This is a genomic window from Streptomyces venezuelae (assembly GCF_008642275.1).
GTDB lineage: Bacteria > Actinomycetota > Actinomycetes > Streptomycetales > Streptomycetaceae > Streptomyces > Streptomyces venezuelae_E.
Genome location: NZ_CP029189.1, coordinates 5,429,505 through 5,450,610, shown reverse-complemented (window position 1 = coordinate 5,450,610; position 21,106 = coordinate 5,429,505). Strand labels below are relative to the sequence as shown.

Below are 21,106 nucleotides of genomic sequence, written 5' to 3'. Positions count from 1 at the left end.
GCCCGTGCATCCGAGGGGTCCGCCACCCGAACGTAGGGAGCCGGGCACGATCCGTGCCCGGCTCCGGCGGTGCTGGGGTACGACCCCCCGCGAACTAGGTGATCTTGATCGGGTTCACCACGTCCGCGACCATCACCAGCAGGGTGAAGCAGATGAACAGGCCCGCGACCACGTACGCGACGGGCATCAGCTTCGCGACGTCGAACGGGCCCGGGTCGGGGCGCCGGAAGATCCGGGCGACGGTGCGGCGCAGCGATTCCCACAGGGCGCCGGCGATGTGCCCGCCGTCGAGCGGGAGCAGCGGCAGCATGTTGAACAGGAACAGCGAGAGGTTGAAGCCGGCCAGCAGGTTGAGGAAGAAGACCAGCTGGTGCTGGGCGGGGATGTCGAGGGTGAAGATCTCACCGCTGACGCGCGCCGCGCCGACGACGCCCATGGGGCTGTCCTGCTTGCGCTCGGCCCCGTTGAAGGCCGCGTTCCACAGGTCCGGGACCTTGGACGGGAGTGCGACGAGTGACTCGACGCCGGCCTGCATCATCTCGCCCATGCGGTCGACGGACTGGCCGAAGGACTGCGGTACGTAGCCGGAGGCGGGGGCGAAACCGAGGAAGCCCGCGGTGACGTACTCGTCCTTGACGTACCGGCCGCTGCCGTCCGTCTTGGCGACCTTGTTCTCGATCAGGTCCGCCTTGAGGTCCACGCGCTGCCCGGCCCGCTCCACGGTGATCGTGGCGGGGCCGACGGTGGCCCGGATGTCCTTCTGCAGGGCCGACCAGTCGCCGACCGCACGGCCGTCGAAGGCGACGATCTTGTCGCCGGCCTTCAGGCCCGCGGCCTTGGCGGGGGCGGCCGGGTCGCCGGGGGCGCACTTGTCGCGCTTCTCGCTCTGCTGGATGACGCAGTCCGAGACGGTGGCGACCGAGGTGGTCTGGGTGTTGAGCCCGAAGGTCATCAGGGTCGTGAGGAAGATCGCCACGGCCAGGACCAGGTTCATGAACGGCCCGGCGAACATCACGATCACGCGCTTCCACGGCTTGCGCGTGTAGAAGAGCCGGCTCTCGTCCCCGGGCTGGAGCTCCTCGTACGCGGCCGAGCGCGCGTCCTCGATCATCGACCGGAACGGCGAGGTGGAGCGGGCGGTGACCTTGCCGTCCTCGCCGGGCGGGAACATCCCGATCATGCGGATGTAGCCGCCCATCGGGATGGCCTTGATCCCGTACTCGGTCTCGCCCTTCCTCCGCGACCAGACGGTCGGCCCGAAGCCCACCATGTACTGCGGCACGCGGATGCCGAAGATCTTGGCCGTGGAGAGGTGCCCCAGCTCGTGCCAGGCGATGGAGACCAGCAGGCCGACCGCGAAGACCACGACCCCGAGCACCGTCATCAGTAGTGTCATGCGCGCGCCTCCACGGCGGCCCGCGCCGCCATCTCCCGCGCCCGGGCCCTGGCCCAGGCCTCCGCTTCAAGGACGTCCTGGACCGTCAGGGAGGTTCCCGACTCAGGTGTCCCGTGCTCATCGACCACGGCAGAGACCGTATCCATGATTGCTGTGAACGGCAGCCGACCTGCCAGGAACGCCTCTACGCACTCCTCGTTGGCGGCATTGAACACGGCCGGTGCGGTGCCGCCGAGTGTGCCCACGTGCCGGGCGAGGCCCACCGACGGGAAGGCCTCGGTGTCCAGCGGGAAGAACTCCCAGGTGGATGCCTTGGTCCAGTCGAAGGCGGGGGCCGCGTCCGGGACCCGCTGGGGCCAGCCGAGGCCGATCGCGATGGGGCCGCCCATGTCCGGCGGGGTGGCCTGGGCGAGCGTGGAGCCGTCGCTGAACTCCACCATCGAGTGCACGTAGGACTGCGGATGGACCACGACCTCGATGCGGTCGAAGGGGATGTCGTAGAGCAGGTGCGCCTCGATGACCTCCAGACCCTTGTTGACCAGGGTGGCGGAGTTCACGGTGATCACCGGGCCCATGGCCCAGGTGGGGTGCGCGAGGGCGTCCTCGACGGTGACCTTCGCCAGCTCGGCGCGGGTGCGGCCGCGGAAGGGGCCGCCGGAGGCGGTCACCACGAGCCTGCGGACGTCGGCCCGGGTACCGGCGGCGAGCGCCTGGAAGAGCGCCGCGTGCTCGGAGTCCACCGGGATGATCTGGCCGGGCTTCGCCAGCGCCTTGACCAGCGGGCCGCCGACGATCAGCGACTCCTTGTTGGCCAGGGCCAGGGTCCGGCCCGCCCGCAGTGCGGCGAGGGTCGGCGCGAGGCCGATGGAGCCGGTGATGCCGTTGAGGACGGTGTGGCACTCGGAGGCGGCGAGTTCGGCCGCGGCGTCCGGACCGGCCAGGATCTCGGGCAGCGGCTCCGAGGCACCGTACTGGGCGCTCAGCGCCTCTTTCAGGGCCGGTACGACGTCCTCGCGGGCGACGGCCACGGTCTGGACCCGCAGCCGGCGGGCCTGCTCGGCCAGCAGCTCCACCCGCCCGCCGGCGGCGGACAGCGCGGTGACCCTGAACCGGTCCGGGTTGCGCAGGGCGAGGTCGATGGCCTGGGTCCCGATGGACCCGGTGGACCCGAGGATGACGATGTCCCGGAGGCCGGCCGCGGGGTCGAAGAGGAGGTGCGGATCGGCGAGGGGGGCTGGGCGGTCGCTCATGCCCCCATTGTTGCCGGAAGTCACGAGCGGCCGGACACGGAGCCCCCTTCCGTTACCCGCAGGAGCAGGTGCGGGAGGGTTCCGGCGAACTCCGGGAGCGTCCGGGCGACGCTCCACCAGGCTTCGGGGTCGTCGTCGAGGGCCAGGGACAGCAGCTGGTCCGCCTCGGCGTGGGAGGCGAGGACGGCCGCGGGACGGTCGTGCCGGTCGGGATGGTCCACGTCGCCCAGCCAGTGGTCCTGGTCCAGGGCCCAGCAGGCCGGCAGCTTGTGCCGGATCACGTCGTTGCCCGTGAGCAGGCCGCGGTCGACGCAGTCGCGCACCCAGCGGATGTCCTCCGCGACACTGTCCATCGGCACGGCGAGGCTCGTCAGGGCCAGCTCGCGCTCCACGCCCCCGTAGGGCTCGGCGGCCGTCGGGGAGAGGTGGCGCACCGCGCGGACCAGGTCGGCGCCGGGCTCACCCGTGTCCGACGCCTCGGGGACGGTCCCGTCGGCCAGGGCGGCGACCAGCGCGGGCAGCGGGCCCGGGTAGCCGGGGGCGTGCCGCAGCAGCTCCGCCCACAGGCGGGGATCGTCGCCCAGCGGGCGCAGGGCCCGCAGGACGGCGCTCTGCATGCCGGCCTGTTCGGGCAGGGTCCAGCGCAGGCCGTCGGTGTCGGGGAGCCGGGCGAGCAGCAGGGTCCGGCGCGCGGGCGCGACGTGGGCGACGAGTTCCTCGTGCGTGACCCGTCCCATCCGCACGGCCCGCACCGCGGGCCGGTGCCAGGAGCGCTCGTCCGGCGCCGCCCCGGCGGCCAGGAACGCGAAGACGGTCTCCAGGGGCAGGTCCCCGACGAGCAGCAGGGCCTCGACCCCGCCGGCCGACAGGGGCTCGCGCAGGTGCTCGGCGAGCAGCAGCTCCGGGTCCGGCCGGTGCGGCAGGTGCGGCATGGCCAGGATGTCCAGCGGGACCCGCGGCCCGCTCTGCCCGTGCCGGCGCAACAGGGCGGCCAGCTCGGCGGCGGTGAGCGGGCCGTCGCCGGGATCCCTGCAGAGCTCCGTGCGGAGCACCGGCAGGAGTGCGGGAGGGGTGCGGCGGCGGGCGTAGCGGGCGGGTCCGGGCAGCCCGGGCAGCGGCCGGCCCACGACCCGGGGGTTGCGCGCGATGAAGGTCCGGTCGGCCGCGCCGCCGTGGCGCAGCAGCAGTGTGACGGTCGAGGCGGAGAGCCATTCGTCCCGGCACAGGTATTTGCGGGTGGGCTCGTCCAGCCTGCCGGTCATGTCGGTGACGACGCGGTCCGGTGCGTGGCGCAGCAGGTGCGCCACGCACCAGGCCAGCCGTCGGCTGGTGCGGTCTTCCTCGGCCGTCGACATCGTTCTCGTCCGCCTCGCGCTGTGCTCGTACGCGTACCAGTACTCGTACTCATCCTCGTACGTCTGTCCGACGTCCGGCGATGATCGCAGGTCAGCGGATGGGGCGGTGCACGTTTTTCTGAGTCGAGGGTCCCGGCGCCGCGTCCGCGATCCAGGGGCCCTCGCCGGAGGGGTCGAGGACGCCCTCCTCCAGCCAGGCGTAGGTACCGGACAGGACCCCCGCGACCACCTTGCGGTCGAGGTCGTCGGTGTTGGACCAGAGCCGGCCGAAGAGCTCCTCCACGCGCAGCCGGGACTGCTCGCAGAAGGCGTCGGCCAGCTGGTAGGCCTCGCGGCCGTGGGCGCCGGTGGCACGCAGATGCTCGGCACGGACGCAGGCCGCGCTCATGGCGAAGAGCTCGGCGCCGATGTCGACGATCCGGCCGAGGAATCCCTGTTTGGTCTCCATCCGGCCCTGCCAGCGGGACATGGCGTAGAAGGTCGAGCGGGCGAGTTTGCGGGCGCTTCGCTCCACGTAGCGCAGGTGGGTGGAGAGGTCGGGGTGGCCGCCGGGGTGGAAGGCGCGGTAGGTGCCGGGGACCTGGCCCGGGCCGGTGGCGAGCTTGGGCAGCCAGCGGGCGTAGAACCCGGCGGCGCGGGCTCCGGCCTTCGCCTTGTCGCCGAGCGCCTTCTCGGGGTCGATGAGGTCGCCCGCCACAGAGAGGTGGGCGTCGACGGCCTCGCGGGCGATCAGCAGGTGCATGATCTCGGTGGAGCCCTCGAAGATCCGGTTGATGCGCAGGTCGCGGAGCATCTGCTCGGCGGGGACCGCGCGTTCGCCGCGGGCGGCCAGGGACTCGGCGGTCTCGAAGCCGCGGCCGCCGCGGATCTGGACCAGCTCGTCGGCCATCAGGCAGGCCATCTCGGAGCCGTAGAGCTTGGCGAGGGCGGCCTCGATGCGGATGTCGTTGCGGTCCTCGTCGGCCATCTGGGAGGCGAGGTCGACCACGGCTTCGAGGGCGAAGGTGGTGGCGGCGATGAAGGAGATCTTCGCCCCGACCGCCTCGTGCCTGGCGACCGGGCGGCCCCACTGCTCGCGTACGCCGGACCACTCGCGGGCGATCTTCAGGCACCACTTCCCGGCGCCGACGCACATGGCGGGCAGGGACAGCCGGCCGGTGTTGAGCGTGGTCAGGGCGATCTTCAGGCCCGCGCCCTCGGCGCCGATGCGCTGGGCCGCGGGGACGCGTACCCGGTGGAAGCGGGTGACGCCGTTCTCCAGGCCGCGCAGGCCCATGAAGGCGTTGCGGTGCTCAACGGTGATGCCCGGCGAGTCCGCTTCGACGACGAAGGCGGTGATCCCGCCGCGGTGGTCCTCCGACTTCGGGACGCGGGCCATCACGACGAGCAGGTCCGCGACGACCCCGTTGGTCGTCCAGAGCTTCACGCCGTCGAGCACGTAGTCGTCCCCGTCCGGGACGGCGGTGGTGGCCAGGCGCGCCGGGTCGGAGCCCACGTCGGGCTCGGTGAGCAGGAAGGCGCTGATGGCGGTGGTGGCGCAGCGGGGCAGGTAGGCGTCCTTCTGCTCCTGCGTGCCGAACATCTTCAGCGGCTGGGGCACGCCGATCGACTGGTGGGCGGAGAGCAGGGCTCCGATGGCCGGGCTCACCGAGCCGACGAGGGCCAGCGCCTTGTTGTAGTAGACCTGGGTGAGACCGAGGCCGCCGTACTTGGGGTCGATCTTCATGCCGAGGGCGCCGAGTTCCTTGAGACCGCGCACGGTCTCGTCGGGGATCTTCGCCTCGCGCTCGATGAGGGCCCCGTCGATGCGGGTCTCGCAGAACTCCCGCAGCCGGGCCAGGAAGGCCTCGCCCCGCCGGACGTCCTCGTCGGCGGGGAGCGGATGGGGGTGGATCAGGTCGAGCCGGAAGCGTCCGAGGAACAGTTCCTTGGCGAAACTGGGTTTGCGCCAGTCCTGTTCCCGGGCCGCCTCCGCGACCTGCCGTGCCTCGCGCTCGGTCACCTTGGGCTGTGTGCCGCTGGGCTGTGCGGGCTGTACGGGCTGTGTTGCGGACATGCGGGGACTCACCTCGCCGCCGGAGTCGGTTCACCGGATTACCAGCCGGTGCTACTTGTGAGTCGTACCCCGTCCGGCTCCACCGGAAAAGCCGGGGCGGTCCGATCGGGGGAACCGGCGGACGCGGCCGCCGGACGCGGCCGCCGGACGCGCCGGCCCGGGCACGGGGCCCGGTCCGGAAAAAGGGGACGGCCGGAGCCCCCGCACAGTGGGCTCCGGCCGTCGGCTCTGGGCCGTACGAGATCAGATGTCGAGGCCGGTCAGGACCAGGACCCGCTCGTACGTGTAGTCGTCCATCGCGTAGCGGACGCCCTCGCGGCCCACGCCGGACTGCTTGACGCCGCCGTACGGCATCTGGTCGGCGCGGTAGGACGGCGCGTCGCCGATGATCACACCGCCGACCTCCAGCTCGCGGTGGGCACGGAACGCGGTCTGGACGTTGCGGGTGAAGACGCCGGTCTGCAGACCGAACTTCGAGTCGTTGACGGCGGCGAAGGCCTCGTCGGTGTTCTCGACCTTCTGCAGCGTCAGGACCGGCCCGAAGACCTCCTCGGAGGCGAGCTTGACGCCGTCCGGCACGTGGGCCAGGACGGTGGGCTCGTACGAGGCTCCCTCGCGCTTGCCGCCGGTGAGCAGCTTGGCGCCGGCGGACACGGCCTCGTCGACCCAGGACTCGACGCGCTCGGCGGCGGCCTGGGAGACCAGCGGGCCGACGTCGGTGGCGTCGTCGTTCGGGTCGCCGGTGACCTGCGCCTGGACCTTCGCGACGACCTTCTCGACGAGGCGGTCGTAGACGGAGGCGTCGGCGATCACGCGCTGCACGGAGATGCAGGACTGGCCGGCCTGGTAGTTCGAGAAGGTCGCGATACGGGTCGCGGCCCAGTCGAGGTCGGCCTCGGAGGACCAGTCGTCGAGGACCACGGCCGCGGCGTTGCCGCCGAGCTCCAGGGTGCAGTGCTTGTGGGGCACCGACTGCTGGATGGCGTAGCCGACGGTGTCGGAGCCGGTGAAGGAGATGACGGGCAGGCGCTCGTCCTTGACCAGGGCCGGCATCTTCTCGTTGGCGACCGGAAGGACCGACCAGGAGCCGGCCGGGAGGTCGGTCTCGGCGAGCAGCTCGCCCAGGATCAGCCCGGAGAGCGGGGTGGCCGGGGCGGGCTTGAGGATGATCGGCGCACCGACGGCGATGGCCGGGGCCACCTTGTGGGCGCAGAGGTTCAGCGGGAAGTTGAACGGCGCGATGCCGAGGACCGGACCCTTGACGAAGCGGCGGGTCAGGGCGAGACGGCCGACGCCGCCGGCGTCGGTGTCCAGGCGCTGGGCCTCTCCGCCGTTGAAGCGGCGGGCCTCTTCGGCGGCGAAGCGGAACACGGACACCGCTCGGCCGACCTCGCCGCGGGCCCACTTGACGGGCTTGCCGTTCTCGGCGGAGATCAGCTGGGCGATCTCCTCGGTGCGCTCGGCGAGCCGCTTGGACACGTGGTCCAGGGCCGCGGCCCGTACGTGGGCGGGGGTCGCGGAGAACTCCGCCGTCACGGCGTACGCCGCGGCCACGGCCTCTTCGACCTGCTCGTCGGTGGGCACGCTGACGGTGCCTACCAGGCGGCCGTCCCACGGGGAGTGGACGTCGAAGCTGTCCTCGCCGGTGGCCTGGCGGCCGGCGAGCCAGAAGGCGTGGGTGGAAGTCATGCGAATCCCGGCCCTTCGGAAGTGTGCGGTGGGTCCTGACCCCTCCACCGTAGGACTCCGCCGGGGTTTCGGCGTTTGTCCCTGATGGAGCGGCGGGTCGTCGCGCTTCGCCGCTTTGTCACTGTCCGGCCGGCCGGGTCCGCGCCCTGAGCCCGCCCTGAGCCCGCCCGGCGCCCGCCCGGCGGGCTCAGGACGGGGCCGCGGTCGCCTTGAGGGCGAGCCACAGCTCCATGCGGACGTCCGGGTCCTCCAGGGAGCGGCCGAGGATCTCCTCGACCCGCTTCATCCGGTAGCGCAGGGTGTGCCGGTGCACGCCGAGGTCGGCCGCGGCGGCGTCCCACTGCCCGTGGCGGGAGAGCCAGGCCTGGAGGGAGGCCACCAGGTCGCCGCGCCCGGTCGCGTCGTGCTCCCGCAGCGCGCGCAGGGTGCCGTCCGCGAAGGCCCGTACGGCGTCGTCGGCCAGCAGCGGCAGGACCGAGCCCGCCGCCATGTCCTCGTGCTCCACCATCGGCCGGCCGCGCCGCCGGGCCACCGCCAGGGCCTGGTCGGCCTGCTTGAGGGCCGCCGCCACCGTGCCCGGTCCGGCCGGCGCGGACAGGCCGACCACCAGCTCGTCGGGCTCCGGCCCGGCCGCGTCCCGGCCGCGCCTGGCCTCCAGTACGTCCGCGTGGTCCACGCACGCCTGCACGGCCGAGCCCCCGTCGGAGGCCAGGACCACGAGCCGGCCCGGCTCCGGGACGACGAGCAGCGCCTCCCCGGTGCGGGCCGCCGCCGACTCCACCGTGTCGGACAGCAGCGCGAGTCCTTCCGGCTGCGCGGTCCCCGCCAGGGCCGGCTCGGCCACGATGAGCCGGAACGGTGCCTCCAGCAGGGCCCCGTAGAGGTCCCCGGCCACGGACCGCGCGTGGTCCGCCTCGCCCGCGAGCAGCATCCGCAGCACGGCCGCCCCGAGCCGGGACTCGGCGTCGTGCAGCGAGCGCGAGCGCTCGGTGGTGAGGGTGAGCAGCGCGACCGCCGAGTGGACGGCGTACCGCTCGGCCGTGCCCAGCGGGGCCGCCGTGCCGACGGCGAGCGCTCCGCGGGCGCGCCTGCCGGTGCCCAGGGACTGCAGTTCCACCCGGTCCTCGGAGCCGCCGACCACGGCGCTCGCGGGCGCCGGTCGCTCCCGCAGCCGTTCCACGTCGGGCGTCAGCCGCGCGGCGCGGCGCGCGGCCCAGTCGGGTGCGGCGGCGACGACCGCACCCGAGGTGTCGTACAGGGCGGCCCAGCCGTGCACGTGCGCGGCCAGCTTCGCCAGCAGCTCGGTGGGTCCGTCGGCGGAGAGCGCGGCGCGCGTCAGCTCCCGCTGGGCTTCGAAACCGGCGGTGACGGCCCGGTACTGGTCCGCGGCGAGGGCCGCGGAGACCGCCTTGCTGATCGCCAGGAACGGGGTCCGCCGCGGTACCTCCAGCAGCGGCATGTCCTCGGTCCGCGCGGCTTCGACCAGCGCCTCGGGGATCTCCTCGTAGTTGACGCCGATCGCGAAGCCGATGCCGACGACCCCGGCCGCGGCGAGGCGGCGTACGTAGGCGCGCATCTCCTCCGGGTCCCCCGCGTCCAGCTTCATCGCGGTGATCAGCAACAGCTCGCCGCCCTCCATATAGGGGACGGGGTCGGCGAGCTCGCTGACGTGCGCCCAGCGCACCGGGGTGTCCAGGCGACCCTCCCCGGCCCGGACGCTGAGCTTGAGCGCCGAGTGCTGGACGAGTGAGGCGAGGGTGAGCGGCATCGGTAACCAGTGGCCTTAGCGGGAGGGGGTGAGAGGGAGGAGCAGGAGGGAGACCGCCGACAGTTTTCGCCGTGTCGTACGAACGACTCCTCTCGATTCTGCCACCTCGTACGGGTCGGGGGGCGGGTCAGGACGTTCCGGCCAGGCGGACGAGCAGCGGAGCCGCCCGTTCCCCGCGCACCGAGGTCAGCGACAGCACCGCGTGCCCCGGCGGCACCGCGTGCGCCAGGTCCGAGGCGGACCACCGCTCCCGCTCCACCTGGCGGACGGTCACCGCGTCCGTGGTGACCGCCTTCCCGGTGACGAGCTTGCGGAAGGAGTGCATCAGGCGGGTGAGCGGCTGGTCCGCGAAGACGGTGCGGTGGGTGACGTCCCGCGTCTCCACCCACTCCGTGCCCCAGGCCTCGGCGAACCGCTTGCCGTCCCAGGTGGTGACCCCGGAGAAGGCCATCCGGCAGCCGACCGCCCCGAGCAGCGGGGTGCGCAGCGCCTCCGGTACGTCGTCCAGCGAGCGCAGGGTGAGCAGGACGCCGGCGTGCGCCGACCGCAGCCGCTGGACGCCGCGCACGGTCTCGGCGGTCAGGGTGTGAGAGGCGTCGTCGAAGGCGAGGAAGGCGAAGAGGGAGCGGTCGGTGCGGGCGGCAGCGGCGACGTTGAACTGGGCGAGCAGCAGCCGCGCCAGCATCCGGGAGGCGTCGGCGTGCCCGCGCTCGGGCAGGTCCACGCGGACCCGGATCGGGTGCTCCAGCGCGCGCAGCGAGAACGGCCGGCCCTGGCCGGTGGTGTCGAAGAAGCCGGCGAAGGCGGGCCGGTCCAGCAGGGCCACCCGGTCGGCGAGGGCGGGGCCGGGGTCGCCGTGGGCCCCCTGCTGCCGGACCCGGGCGTCGAGCTCGCGCAGCATGGCGTGCTGCCCGGCGAGCTCGCGGCGCAGCGCGTCGAGGGCGTCCGGGACCTGGTCGAGCAGCTCGCGCAGTTCGGGCACGGCCGGGAAGCGGTCGTACGCCGCCCGGAACGGCCCGAGGAGCTGGGCGAGGGCGGTGGCGGCCCGGCGCACGTCGATCCCGGGGACGTCCCCGACGAAGGCCTCGGCGAGCAGGGTGGCGGCCTCGTCGGGGTCGGTGGCGCCGCCGTAGAGGTCGAGGTCGTAGACGGAGGCGGGGTCGCCGACCCGGACCACGACGTCGAAGGCGGCGTCCGGCCCGAGCTGGGCGCCGGCCGCTCCGACGGCGACTACGGCGGCCTGTCCGGCGAGTGCCTGGAGCGAGAGCGACTCGACGACGGGCCGCACCAGGTGCCGCGTCTTGCCGCTGCCGGAGGGCCCGACGGCGAGCAGCGAGGTCCCGAGCACGTCGGGGTCGAGGGCGAGGGCGGTGCCGCGGCGGGAGTACGGGTTGCGGGCCCCGTCCTCCACGGTACCCAGCAGCACCTGCCGGGCGAGCAGGTCGTGCCGGGCGGCCCGCACGGGCAGGTCCCGCGCCCCGGAGGGGTGCACACAGGCTCCGGCGCCCTTGTCGCGGACGGCGTCGGCGAAGGCGCGCATGCGGGAGGGGTCGACGCGCACGGAGTCCCACGCCCGCCGGATCCGGGCGTAGTCCACGTCGTTCATCCGCCCGCCCCCGGCCTCCACCTCCAGCCGCTCGGCCACCTCCCCGAGCCCGGCACCCCGCAACTGAGGCCACCGCACGGGGTCGTCCGGGCCACCGGGTTCAGGGCGGGCCGAGTCGGCGGTGCGCGTGGGCTGCACCGCGCGCAGCGCGCGGCTGCTGAGTACCCTGCGGCCGAGTTCGGGCCAGCGGCCGAGACGCCCGAAGCCGATGACCAGAATGAACACGACCACGCCGTACCAGATGTAGCTCGCCCAGACGGATTCCCGATTGTGTGCCCAGGAATCGGGCGTGAACATGTAGAGCGGCCACAGCCAGAAACCGCCGAGATAGCCGTTCCACAGCAGAGACCAGAGCAGCAGCCCCGCGAGCAGGGAGATCAGGGCCCCACTGACGAGTTGGCGGGTGGGGGTCTCTTCCGGTTCCGCGGCGGCCCGCGGCACGTGTCCGTACGTCCATACCCCCGGCCCGTCCGAGGTGCGCGGGTGTCGCAGCCAGTCGCCCAGCGTCGGCCCGGCCGTCGGCGCGTGCGAGGGCTTCGGCGGGAGGCTCGGGGTCGGGGAGGCCGGTCTCGGGACGTGCCCGGCCCGGGGTGGGCGCGTCTCGTGCGTGCCGTCGGTGTCCATGAAAACCCTGCCCCCTGCCCGTGCCTGCGCTGCGTCGCTCAATGTAGTTGCCCGGCGTCGGCCGTGGGCCCGTACCCGCGCTCCGATGCGCCGCGCCTTCCGGGAAGACGTCCGCCCACGTCCTTCCTATGGCCGCCAAGGACAAGGACACGCGGAGATCACTACCGAACGGAGCATGCAGGACCCCCGCTCCCGGGCCTAGCCTGCGGACAAAGAGACAAGTGCGTCCGAAAACACCCCCCAGGAGCCCCCTATGACCGCTGTTCCGCAGGAGCGCAAGATCGTCACCGCGATCCCCGGCCCCAAGTCGCAGGAGCTGCAGGCCCGCCGCCTCCAGACCGTGGCCGGTGGCGTGGGCTCCGTGCTGCCCGTCTTCACGGCCCGCGCGGGCGGCGGCATCATCGAGGACGTCGACGGCAACCGCCTGATCGACTTCGGCTCCGGCATCGCCGTGACCTCGGTCGGCGCCTCCGCCGAGGCCGTCGTGCGTCGCGCTTCCGCGCAGCTCGCCGACTTCACCCACACCTGTTTCATGGTCACCCCGTACGAGGGCTACGTCGAGGTCTGCGAGGCCCTCGCCGAGCTGACCCCGGGCACCCACGCCAAGAAGTCGGCCCTGTTCAACTCCGGCGCCGAGGCCGTCGAGAACGCCGTCAAGATCGCCCGCTCGTACACCAAGCGCCAGGCCGTCGTCGTCTTCGACCACGGCTACCACGGCCGTACGAACCTGACCATGGCGCTGACCGCGAAGAACATGCCGTACAAGCAGGGCTTCGGTCCGTTCGCCCCCGAGGTCTACCGCGTCCCGGTCGCCTACGGCTACCGCTGGCCCACCGGTGCCGAGAACTGCGGCCCCGAGGCCGCCGCCCAGGCGATCGACCAGATCACCAAGCAGATCGGTGCCGAGAACGTCGCCGCGATCATCATCGAGCCGGTCCTCGGCGAGGGCGGCTTCATCGAGCCGGCCAAGGGCTTCCTGCCCGCGATCGTGAAGTTCGCCAACGACAACGGCATCGTCTTCGTCGCCGACGAGATCCAGTCCGGCTTCTGCCGCACCGGCCAGTGGTTCGCGTGCGAGGACGAGGGCATCGTCCCCGACCTGATCACCACCGCCAAGGGCATCGCGGGCGGCCTGCCGCTCGCCGCCGTGACCGGCCGCGCCGAGATCATGGACGCCGCGCACGCGGGCGGCCTGGGCGGCACCTACGGCGGTAACCCGGTGGCCTGCGCCGGTGCGCTCGGCTCCATCGAGACCATGAAGGAGCTCGACCTCAACGCCGCGGCGAAGAAGATCGAGTCCGTCATGAAGGCCCGCCTGACGGCCATGCAGGAGAAGTACGACATCATCGGCGACATCCGCGGCCGCGGCGCCATGATCGCGATCGAGCTCGTCAAGGACCCGGTCTCCAAGACCCCGTTCCCGGAGGCGGCCGGCGCGCTCGCCAAGGCCTGCCACGCCGAGGGCCTGCTCGTCCTCACCTGCGGCACCTACGGCAACGTGCTCCGCTTCCTCCCGCCGATCGTCATCGGTGAGGACCTGCTGAACGAGGGCCTGGACCTCATCGAGGCCGCGTTCGCGGCCATCGGCACGGCCATCTGAGCGAACGGCTAGAACGTTCGCACGCTGCGACCGGCCTCTACCGGCGGTAACGGGCGGACGCTGTGAAGAAGCTGTGGGGGGCCGATGGCGGGAGCGCGATCCTGCTGTCGGTCCCCCTTCCTCTGCCGTACGGTTTCTGCAGATGAGTGAGACACCCCGCTCCAGGGAAACCGGGGGCGACACCAGTACTGGGCTTCCCCAGCACCGTACTGGGCATGCGTTCGCGCACACTCCTCACCGATCGGACAGCCGTTCGCCCCAAACCCCCCGGGGCGCCCGGCAACCCGATCCGGGCGGCCGTCCCGGAACCATCCCCCCTGTTCCGGGACGGCCGGCCACTCCTCTCCTGACCGCCGCCGTCTGCGGCCTCCTCTTCTCCCTGGTCACCTGGCAGGTGCTGGTCTCCGGCCCGCTGCTGACCCCGGACCACGCGCTGAGCCGCGTCCTGGTGCGTACCGTCCCGGACCCGGTCACCGAGCGCCTCTCCGACCTCGGCAACGTCCCGGTCGCCGTGCCCGTGCTCGTCCTGGCCATGGCCTACGCCGCCCGGCGCGGGCGGCGCGCGGCCGCCGCGGCCGCGGGCCTGGCGATGGCCCTGGTACCGGCCCTGGTCATCCCGTTCAAGGAGTGGACCGCCCGGCCCGGTCCCCTGGAACCCTGGGCCGCCGGCTACTTCCCCTCCGGGCACACGGCCACCGCGGCCGTCGCGTACCTCGGCGCGGCCCTGCTCCTGCGCCCGTACAGCCGCAGGCCGTGGCCGACGGCCGCCGCCCTGGTGCTCACGGGGGCGACGGCCGTCGGGCTGGTCCTGCGCGGGTGGCACTGGCCGCTGGACGTCCTGGCCAGCCTGCTGATGTGCACGCCGCTGCTGCTCGGCGTGGGGTGGGCCGACCGGGTCAGCCGCCGAAGTAGGCGTCGAAGTTCCGGCTGAACTCCCAGCCTCCGAAGCGGTCCCAGTTGATCGACCAGGTCATCAGGCCGCGCAGCCCCGGCCAGGTGCCGTGGGTCTGGTAGGTCCCGCAGTCGGCCTTCCTCGTCAGGCAGTTCAGCGCCTTGTTCACCTCCGCGGGCGAGGTGTGGCCGTTGCCCGCGTTGGCCGTCGCCGGCAGGCCGATGGCGACCTGGTCCGGCCGGAGGGCCGGGAAGACCCGGGCCGCGTTCCCGGCGACCGGGAAGCCGGTGAGCAGCATGTCGGTCATGGCGATGTGGAAGTCCGCTCCGCCCATGGAGTGGTACTGGTTGTCGAGGCCCATGATCGGGCCCGAGTTGTAGTCCTGGACGTGGAGCAGGGTGAGGTCGTCGCGCAGGGCGTGGATGACCGGGAGGTACGCCCCGGCGCGCGGGTCCTGGCCGCCCCAGGGGCCGGAGCCGTAGTACTGGTAGCCGAGCTGCACGAAGAAGGTCTCCGGGGCCATGGTCAGGACGAAACCGGGGCCGTACCTGGCCTTCAGGGTCTTCACGGCCGAGATCAGGTTGACGACCACCGGGGTGGTGGGCGCCCGGAAGTCGGTGTCTCCGGTGGCCAGGGACAGGGAGTGGCCCTCGAAGTCGATGTCCAGGCCGTCGAGCCCGTACTCGTCGATGATCTTGCTGACGGAGGAGACGAAGGTGTCACGGGCGGCCGTGCTGGCGAGCTGGACCTGGCCGTTCTGACCGCCGATCGAGATGAGCACCTTCTTGCCGGCCGCCTGCTTGGCCTTGACGGCCGCCTTGAACTCGGCCTCGGATTCGGCGTTCGGGCATTCCGTGACCGGGCAGAGCCGGAAGCGGATGTCGCCCGAGGTCACCGAAGTGGGTTCGCCGAAGGCGAGGTTGACGACGTCCCAGGAGGCGGGGACGTCGGCCATCCGGAGGTATCCGGAGCCGTTGGCGAAGCTCGCGTGCAGATAGCCGACGAGCGCGTGTGCGGGGAGGCCGCCTCCGCCGCCGCCGCCGCCCCCGGGCGTGGTCGCGGAGGCGGGCGCGCTCTGCGGGGACTCGCCCGCGGCGTTCACCGCGCTGACCCGGAAGGTGTACGTGGTCGCCGCGGCGAGGCCGGTCACGGACGCCGAGGCCGCGGTGACGGACAGCGGCGCGGCGCCGTCCCGGTGGACGGTGTACGAGGTGGCGCCGGGCACCGCGGACCAGGACAGGGCGACCGAGGTCGAGGAGGTGGCTGAGGCGGTCAGGCCGGTGGGGGCGGCCGGGGGCCGGGGCTGCCCGGGACCGCCGGGGTCCGGGCCGACCAGGGTGAGGTCGTCGGTGAGGTGGGCGCCCTGGCCGTACCAGCCGTGGGTGTAGACCGTCACGGAGGTCGTGGCCGGGCCGGTGCGGAAGGTGGTGGTCAGCTGCTTCCACGCGCCCGGGGTCTGCGTCCAGGCCGACACGTCGGTGGTGCCGGTGCCGCTCGCGCCGAGGTAGACGTACGCGCCCTGCACCCAGGCGGCGAGCGTGTACGCGGAGTCGGGCTTGACGGTGACGGTCTGGGAGCAGCGGGCGTTGTCCTGGCCGGCCGGGGTGGCCCTCAGGGCGGAACTTCCGCCGTGGACGGGTGCGGTGACGGCGGCTCCGCTGCCGGCCGAGCAGCTCCAGCCGTCGAGGCCGGACTCGAAGCCGCCGTTGCGTACGAGGTCGGCGTCGGCCGCGGCGGCCGGCGGGCCCGCGGCGAGGAAGCCGGCCACCGCGAGGGCGGCGGCCGTGAGGGCGGACATGACTCTGCGCACAACTGCCTCCGGTACATGGGGGGATGGAGGGTTCAGCGGCGCCCAAGATGGTCCAGACCAATGCCCTTGTCAAGGCTTCCGGCCTCCTTCGCCAGCACGCGCGCGGCCGCCTCGTGCATCGCGAGCTCCAGCACGGCCGGATCGGTGAGCGTCCCCTCGCCGTCCGGGAGCACCAGCCAGCGCACCCCGCCCGTCGCCCGGCCGGGATACGGGACCACGATCCAGCTCCCGCGCCCGGCACCCCGTACGCCCGTACCGAGCCACCGCGAGGCCGTGCCCGCGGGCACGAAGAAGCCCAGCCTGGAGTCGCCGAAGTCGGCGAGCACCGGGCCGGGCCGGTCGAGCAGCAGGCTCAGTACGTCGAAGGTGGGCCGTCCCAGCTGCCCGGGCAGGATCAGCACGTCCCACTGCCGGCCGGCGGGCAGCAGGGCCACCCCGAGGGGGTTGCGCTCCCAGTCCCACCGGCAGGCATCCGGATCCGGCGCCACCGATACCAGCCAGTCCACCGCCGTCTTGGCCCCCGGGATCGTCATCGCCCGGCCTCCGTTCCCTGTAGGTGAGGGTTCTCACCTGGAGAGAGCGGGGCCGGGCGCAGGTATGACGCGGGTTTCGTTACTCCATGGTAGTGAACCGGGTCACACGGTGACCGCCGCCGCACGCCGTCGCGGGGGCGAGCAGGTGCTAGCTGTCGAAGCCGAGGCCGAGCTTGTCCATCGCCTTCAGCCACAGGTTCCGGTGTCCGCCCCGGGCGTCCGCACGGGCCAGCGACCACTTAGTGAGCGCGATCCCGGTCCAGGCGAAGGGCTCGGGCGGGAACGGCATCGGCTTGGACTTGACCATCTCCAGCCTCGTGCGCTCGGTGGAGAGCCCGTCCAGCAGGTCCAGCATCACGTCCGCCCCGAAGCGGGTGGCCCCCACGCCGAGGCCGGTGTAGCCGGCCGCGTAGGCCACCTTCCCCGAGTACGCGGTGCCGAAGAAGGCGGAGAAGCGCGAGCAGGTGTCGATCGCGCCGCCCCACGCGTGGCTGAACTTCAGCCCCTCCAGCTGCGGGAAGGCCGTGAAGAAGTGCTCCGCGAGCTTGAGGTAGGTCTCGGGGCGGTGGTCGTATTCGGAGTCGAGCTTCCCCCGGTAGGGGTAGATCGCGTCGTAGCCGCCCCACAGGATCCGGTTGTCGCGGGTGATGCGGAAGTAGTGGAACTGGTTGGCGCTGTCGCCGAGCCCCTGCCGCCTCTTCCAGCCGATCGCGGCCAGCTGGGCCTCGTCGAGCGGCTCGCTCATCAGCGCGTAGTCGTAGACCGGGACGGTGAACGGGCGGACGCGGCGGACCAGCGACGGGAAGATGTTGGTGCCGAGGGCGACCCGGCGCGCCAGGATCGTGCCGTAGGGGGTCGTCACGGTCATCCCGGCACCGGCCTGGGCCAGCTTCAGGCCGCGGGTGTTCTCGTAGATCCGCACCCCGAGCTCCAGGCAGGCCCGCTTGAGGCCCCAGGCCAGCTTCGCCGGGTTGAGCATGGCGACGCCGTCGCGGTCCCAGAGGCCCGCGAGGAAGGTCGGCGAGTCGACCTCGGCGCGCACCGCCTCGCCGTCCAGCCATTCCGAGCCGTCGGCCAGGCCCAGGCGCAGCGCGTCCTCGTGCAGTTCGCGCAGCTCCTCGACCTGGTGCGGTTCGGTGGCGACGTCGATCTCGCCCGTCCGCTCGAAGTCGCAGTCGATGCCGTAGCGGGCGACGGCCTCCTCGATGGCGTCGAGGTTGCGGGCGCCCAGCTCCTCCAGCTTGGCCAGCTCGCCGGGCCAGCGGGCCATTCCGTTGCTGAGGCCGTGGGTGAGGGAGGCGGCGCAGAATCCGCCGTTGCGGCCGGAGGCGGCCCAGCCCGCCTCCTTGCTCTCGATCAGGACGACGTCCCGTCCGGGGTCGCGCTCCTTGGCGATCAGGGCGGTCCACAGTCCGCTGTAGCCGCCACCGATGACGAGCAGGTCGCAGCGCTCGTCGGAGGTGAGCGCCGGCTCGGCGGCGGGCTTGCCGGGGTCGTCCAGCCAGTACGAGACCGGCTTCGCTTCGGAAAGTGATGCAGCAACACTACGCATGGCGACTGGGGCCATGGCTTCCAACTCCCTACGGAACTGATGACGTGCTTTCCCGAATTACTTCGGTTGTGCCTTCTTGCGGCGGTTGCCGACCATCTGGCCGGCGAGGACCACCAGCACCGCGATGACGAACATCGCCGTACCGATGACGTTGATCTGCACGGGCGTACCGCGCTGGGCCGAGCCCCACACGAACATGGGGAAGGTGACGGTGTTGCCCGAGTTGAAGTTGGTGATGATGAAGTCGTCGAAGGAGAGCGCGAAGGAGAGCAGCGCGCCCGCCGCGATACCGGGTGCCGCGATCGGCAGCGTGACCCGTACGAAGGTCTGCACCGGGCCGGCGTAGAGGTCGCGGGCAGCCTCCTCCAGCCGCGGGTCCATGGACAGGACACGCGCCTTGACGGCGGCGACGACGAAGCTGAGGCAGAACATGATGTGGGCGATCAGGATCGTCCAGAAGCCCAGCTGGATGCCCATGTTGAGGAAGAGGGCGAGCAGCGAGGCCGCCATCACGATCTCGGGCATGGCCATCGGCAGGAAGATCAGCGAGTTGACCGCGCCGCGTGCCCGGAAGCGGTAGCGCACGAGCGCGAAGGCGATCGCGGTGCCCAGCGCGGTCGCGACCAGGGTGGACCAGAGCGCGATCTGGAGCGAGAGGGACAGGGAGCCGCACATGTCGGCGACGCCGCAGGGGTCCTTCCACGCGTCGAGGGAGAACTCCTGCCAGGCGTAGTTGAACCGCCCGGTGGGGTTGTTGAAGGAGAAGACGGTGACGACGACGTTCGGCAGGATCATGTACGCGAGCGTGCCGAGGCCCGCGATGACGACCAGGTTGCGCCGCAGCCAGGTGAGGGGATTGCGCATCAGACCAGGTCCTCCGTCCCCGCTCGGCGGATGTAGATGGTCACCATGATCAGCACGATGGCCATGAGAATGAAGGACAGCGCGGCCGCCGTCGGGTAGTCGAGGATCCGCAGGTACTGCGACTGGATGACGTTGCCGATCATCCGGGTGTCCGTGGAGCCGAGCAGCTCGGCGTTCACGTAGTCGCCGCTCGCCGGGATGAAGGTGAGCAGGGTCCCGGAGACCACGCCCGGCATCGAGAGCGGGAAGGTCACCTTCCGGAAGACGGTGGCGGGGCGGGCGTACAGGTCCCCGGCCGCCTCGTGGAGGCGGGTGTCGATGCGCTCCAGGGAGGAGTACAGCGGCAGGATCATGAACGGGAGGAAGTTGTACGTCAGACCGCAGACCACCGCGAGCGGCGTGGCCAGCACCCGGTCCCCCTCGGTCATCCCGAGCCAGCTGGTGACGTCGAGGAAGCCGACGCTGTTGAGGACGCCCACCACCGGGCCGCCGTCGGCCAGGATCGTCTTCCAGGCCAGCGTGCGGATCAGGAAGCTGGTGAAGAACGGGGCGATGACCAGGACGAGGAGCAGGTTGCGCCAGCGGCCGGCCTTGAAGGCGATCAGGTAGGCCAGCGGGTACCCGAGCAGCAGGCACAGCGCGGTCGCGGTGCCCGCGTAGAGCAGGGAGCGCAGGAACTGCGGGTAGTACTCGGTGAAGGCGTCCCAGTAGGTCCCGAAGTGCCAGGTGACCTGGAAGCCCTCTTCGAGGGAGCCGGTCTGCACGGAGGTGGAGGCCTGGTAGACCATCGGCAGTACGAAGAACACCAGCAGCCACAGGATGCCGGGGAGCAGCAGCCAGTACGGGACCAGCCGCTTGCGCAGGGACGCCCTGTGCACCGGGGGTTCGGTGGAGGCGGGCGCCTGGGGCGGCGCCGCGGTGGTCGTCATGCGCTCTCCTCCACCGTCTCGATGCCCGCGTCGATGTCCTGGGCCGCGTCGAGGCCGAAGGTGTGCTCCGGGTTCCAGTGCAGGACCACCTCGGCGCCGGGGACCAGGCGGCCGTCGCGCTCGATGTTCTGGACGTAGACCTCCAGCTCGGGGCAGACGGGGCTGTCTATGACGAACTGGGTGGAGACTCCGATGAAGGAGGAGGCGGCTATCCGGCCGGTGATCTTGTTGCGGCCGGCCGCGATGGTGTCCTCCTCCTCGGCCGGGACCAGGGACACCTTCTCCGGGCGCACGCCGACCAGGAGCTTTCCGCCGGCGCGGGGGGTGGTCGAACATCGGGCCGCGGGCAGCCGGAGCTTCGTACCCGAGGCGGAGACGACGACCTCGGAGCCGGTGGAGTCCACCGACGCCTCGATGAGGTTCGAGGTGCCGAGGAAGTTGGCCACGAAGGTGGTGCCCGGGTTCTCGTACAGCTCGGCGGGGGCGCCCAGCTGCTCGACGCGGCCGCCGTTCATCACCGCGACCGTGTCGGCCATGGTCATGGCCTCCTCCTGGTCGTGCGTGACGTGGACGAAGGTGATGCCGACCTCGGTCTGGATCCGCTTGAGCTCCAGCTGCATCTGGCGGCGCAGCTTGAGGTCGAGGGCGCCGAGCGGCTCGTCGAGGAGGAGTACCTGGGGGTGGTTGATCAGGGCGCGGGCGACGGCGACGCGCTGCTGCTGGCCGCCGGAGAGCTGGTGCGGCTTGCGCTGGGCGAACTGGCCGAGCTGGACCAGCTCCAGCATGTCGTCGACCTGCTTCTTGACCGACTTGATGCCGCGGCGGCGCAGCCCGAAGGCGACGTTCTCGAAGATGCTCAGGTGCGGGAAGAGCGCGTAGCTCTGGAAGACCGTGTTGACCGGGCGCTTGTACGGCTGCAGGTCGGTGACTTCCCGGTCGCCGAGGTGCACCGTGCCGGTGGAGGGCTCCTCCAGGCCGGCGATCATGCGCAGGGTGGTGGTCTTCCCGCAGCCGGAGGCGCCGAGCAGCGCGAAGAAGGAGCCCTGGGGGATGGTGAGGTCCAGCGGGTGCACGGCGGTGAAGGTCCCGTAGTGCTTGCTGATCCCGGAGAGGCGGACGTCGCCGCCCGCGGTCTTGTCAGTCATGGATGGTCCCGGGGTTGGGTGGGTCAAGGGGTCGAAG

General features: G+C 72.1%; 15 protein-coding genes. 2 read left to right on the top strand and 13 right to left on the bottom strand.

Annotated elements, in window-relative coordinates; all coding sequences use genetic code 11:
- Positions 1–94: 94 nt before the first annotated feature.
- The 7 genes from DEJ51_RS24470 to DEJ51_RS24440 form a co-directional block, all read right to left on the bottom strand.
- Positions 95–1,396, bottom strand: a complete 1,302-nt coding sequence (locus tag DEJ51_RS24470) for a M50 family metallopeptidase (protein WP_150259778.1) — start codon at positions 1,394–1,396, stop codon at positions 95–97.
- The gene (dxr, locus tag DEJ51_RS24465) at positions 1,393–2,646 is read right to left on the bottom strand and encodes a 1-deoxy-D-xylulose-5-phosphate reductoisomerase (protein ID WP_150259777.1); all 1,254 of its coding nucleotides are present in this window, start codon (positions 2,644–2,646) and stop codon (positions 1,393–1,395) included. The genes DEJ51_RS24470 and dxr overlap by 4 nt, the downstream gene beginning before the upstream one ends.
- A 20-nt stretch (positions 2,647–2,666) precedes the next feature.
- On the bottom strand, positions 2,667–4,001 hold the full coding sequence (locus DEJ51_RS24460) for a hypothetical protein (RefSeq protein WP_150259776.1): 1,335 nt from the start codon (positions 3,999–4,001) through the stop codon (positions 2,667–2,669).
- A gap of 91 nt (positions 4,002–4,092) precedes the next feature.
- Positions 4,093–6,057, bottom strand: a complete 1,965-nt coding sequence (locus DEJ51_RS24455; protein WP_150259775.1) for an acyl-CoA dehydrogenase family protein — start codon at positions 6,055–6,057, stop codon at positions 4,093–4,095.
- A gap of 243 nt (positions 6,058–6,300) precedes the next feature.
- Positions 6,301–7,746, bottom strand: a complete 1,446-nt coding sequence (locus DEJ51_RS24450; protein WP_150259774.1) for an aldehyde dehydrogenase family protein — start codon at positions 7,744–7,746, stop codon at positions 6,301–6,303.
- 187 nt (positions 7,747–7,933) lie between these two features.
- Complete coding sequence (locus DEJ51_RS24445; RefSeq protein ID WP_150259773.1) at positions 7,934–9,514, bottom strand: PucR family transcriptional regulator; 1,581 nt, start codon at positions 9,512–9,514, stop codon at positions 7,934–7,936.
- 127 nt (positions 9,515–9,641) lie between these two features.
- Positions 9,642–11,744: an ATP-binding protein gene (locus tag DEJ51_RS24440; RefSeq protein ID WP_150259772.1), complete on the bottom strand. Its 2,103-nt coding sequence runs from the start codon at positions 11,742–11,744 to the stop codon at positions 9,642–9,644.
- Between the two features lie 253 nt (positions 11,745–11,997).
- Between DEJ51_RS24440 and gabT the strand changes: the two genes are divergently transcribed.
- Together gabT and DEJ51_RS24430 are read left to right on the top strand one after the other, a co-directional pair.
- Positions 11,998–13,344 carry a 4-aminobutyrate--2-oxoglutarate transaminase gene (gabT, locus tag DEJ51_RS24435; protein ID WP_030012869.1) on the top strand — a complete coding sequence of 449 codons (1,347 nt, stop codon included), beginning with the start codon at positions 11,998–12,000 and terminating at the stop codon, positions 13,342–13,344.
- A 394-nt stretch (positions 13,345–13,738) separates the two neighbouring features.
- Positions 13,739–14,275, top strand: a complete 537-nt coding sequence (locus DEJ51_RS24430) for a phosphatase PAP2 family protein (protein WP_317852417.1) — start codon at positions 13,739–13,741, stop codon at positions 14,273–14,275.
- Here DEJ51_RS24430 and DEJ51_RS24425 read toward each other — a convergent pair.
- The 6 genes from DEJ51_RS24425 to DEJ51_RS24400 form a co-directional block, all read right to left on the bottom strand.
- Complete coding sequence (locus tag DEJ51_RS24425; protein WP_150262118.1) at positions 14,241–16,034, bottom strand: chitinase; 1,794 nt, start codon at positions 16,032–16,034, stop codon at positions 14,241–14,243. The two genes, DEJ51_RS24430 and DEJ51_RS24425, sit on opposite strands and share 35 nt — an antisense overlap.
- Before the next feature lie 44 nt (positions 16,035–16,078).
- On the bottom strand, positions 16,079–16,579 hold the full coding sequence (locus DEJ51_RS24420) for a hypothetical protein (protein WP_411757346.1): 501 nt from the start codon (positions 16,577–16,579) through the stop codon (positions 16,079–16,081).
- 148 nt (positions 16,580–16,727) lie between these two features.
- Positions 16,728–18,146 carry an NAD(P)/FAD-dependent oxidoreductase gene (locus DEJ51_RS24415; protein WP_150259770.1) on the bottom strand — a complete coding sequence of 473 codons (1,419 nt, stop codon included), beginning with the start codon at positions 18,144–18,146 and terminating at the stop codon, positions 16,728–16,730.
- 42 nt (positions 18,147–18,188) lie between these two features.
- Complete coding sequence (locus DEJ51_RS24410) at positions 18,189–18,995, bottom strand: ABC transporter permease (RefSeq protein WP_030718627.1); 807 nt, start codon at positions 18,993–18,995, stop codon at positions 18,189–18,191.
- Positions 18,995–19,924: an ABC transporter permease gene (locus DEJ51_RS24405; RefSeq protein ID WP_150259769.1), complete on the bottom strand. Its 930-nt coding sequence runs from the start codon at positions 19,922–19,924 to the stop codon at positions 18,995–18,997. Before DEJ51_RS24405 ends, DEJ51_RS24410 begins: the two co-directional genes overlap by 1 nt.
- Positions 19,921–21,069: an ABC transporter ATP-binding protein gene (locus DEJ51_RS24400; protein WP_150259768.1), complete on the bottom strand. Its 1,149-nt coding sequence runs from the start codon at positions 21,067–21,069 to the stop codon at positions 19,921–19,923. Before DEJ51_RS24400 ends, DEJ51_RS24405 begins: the two co-directional genes overlap by 4 nt.
- Positions 21,070–21,106: the final 37 nt, after the last annotated feature.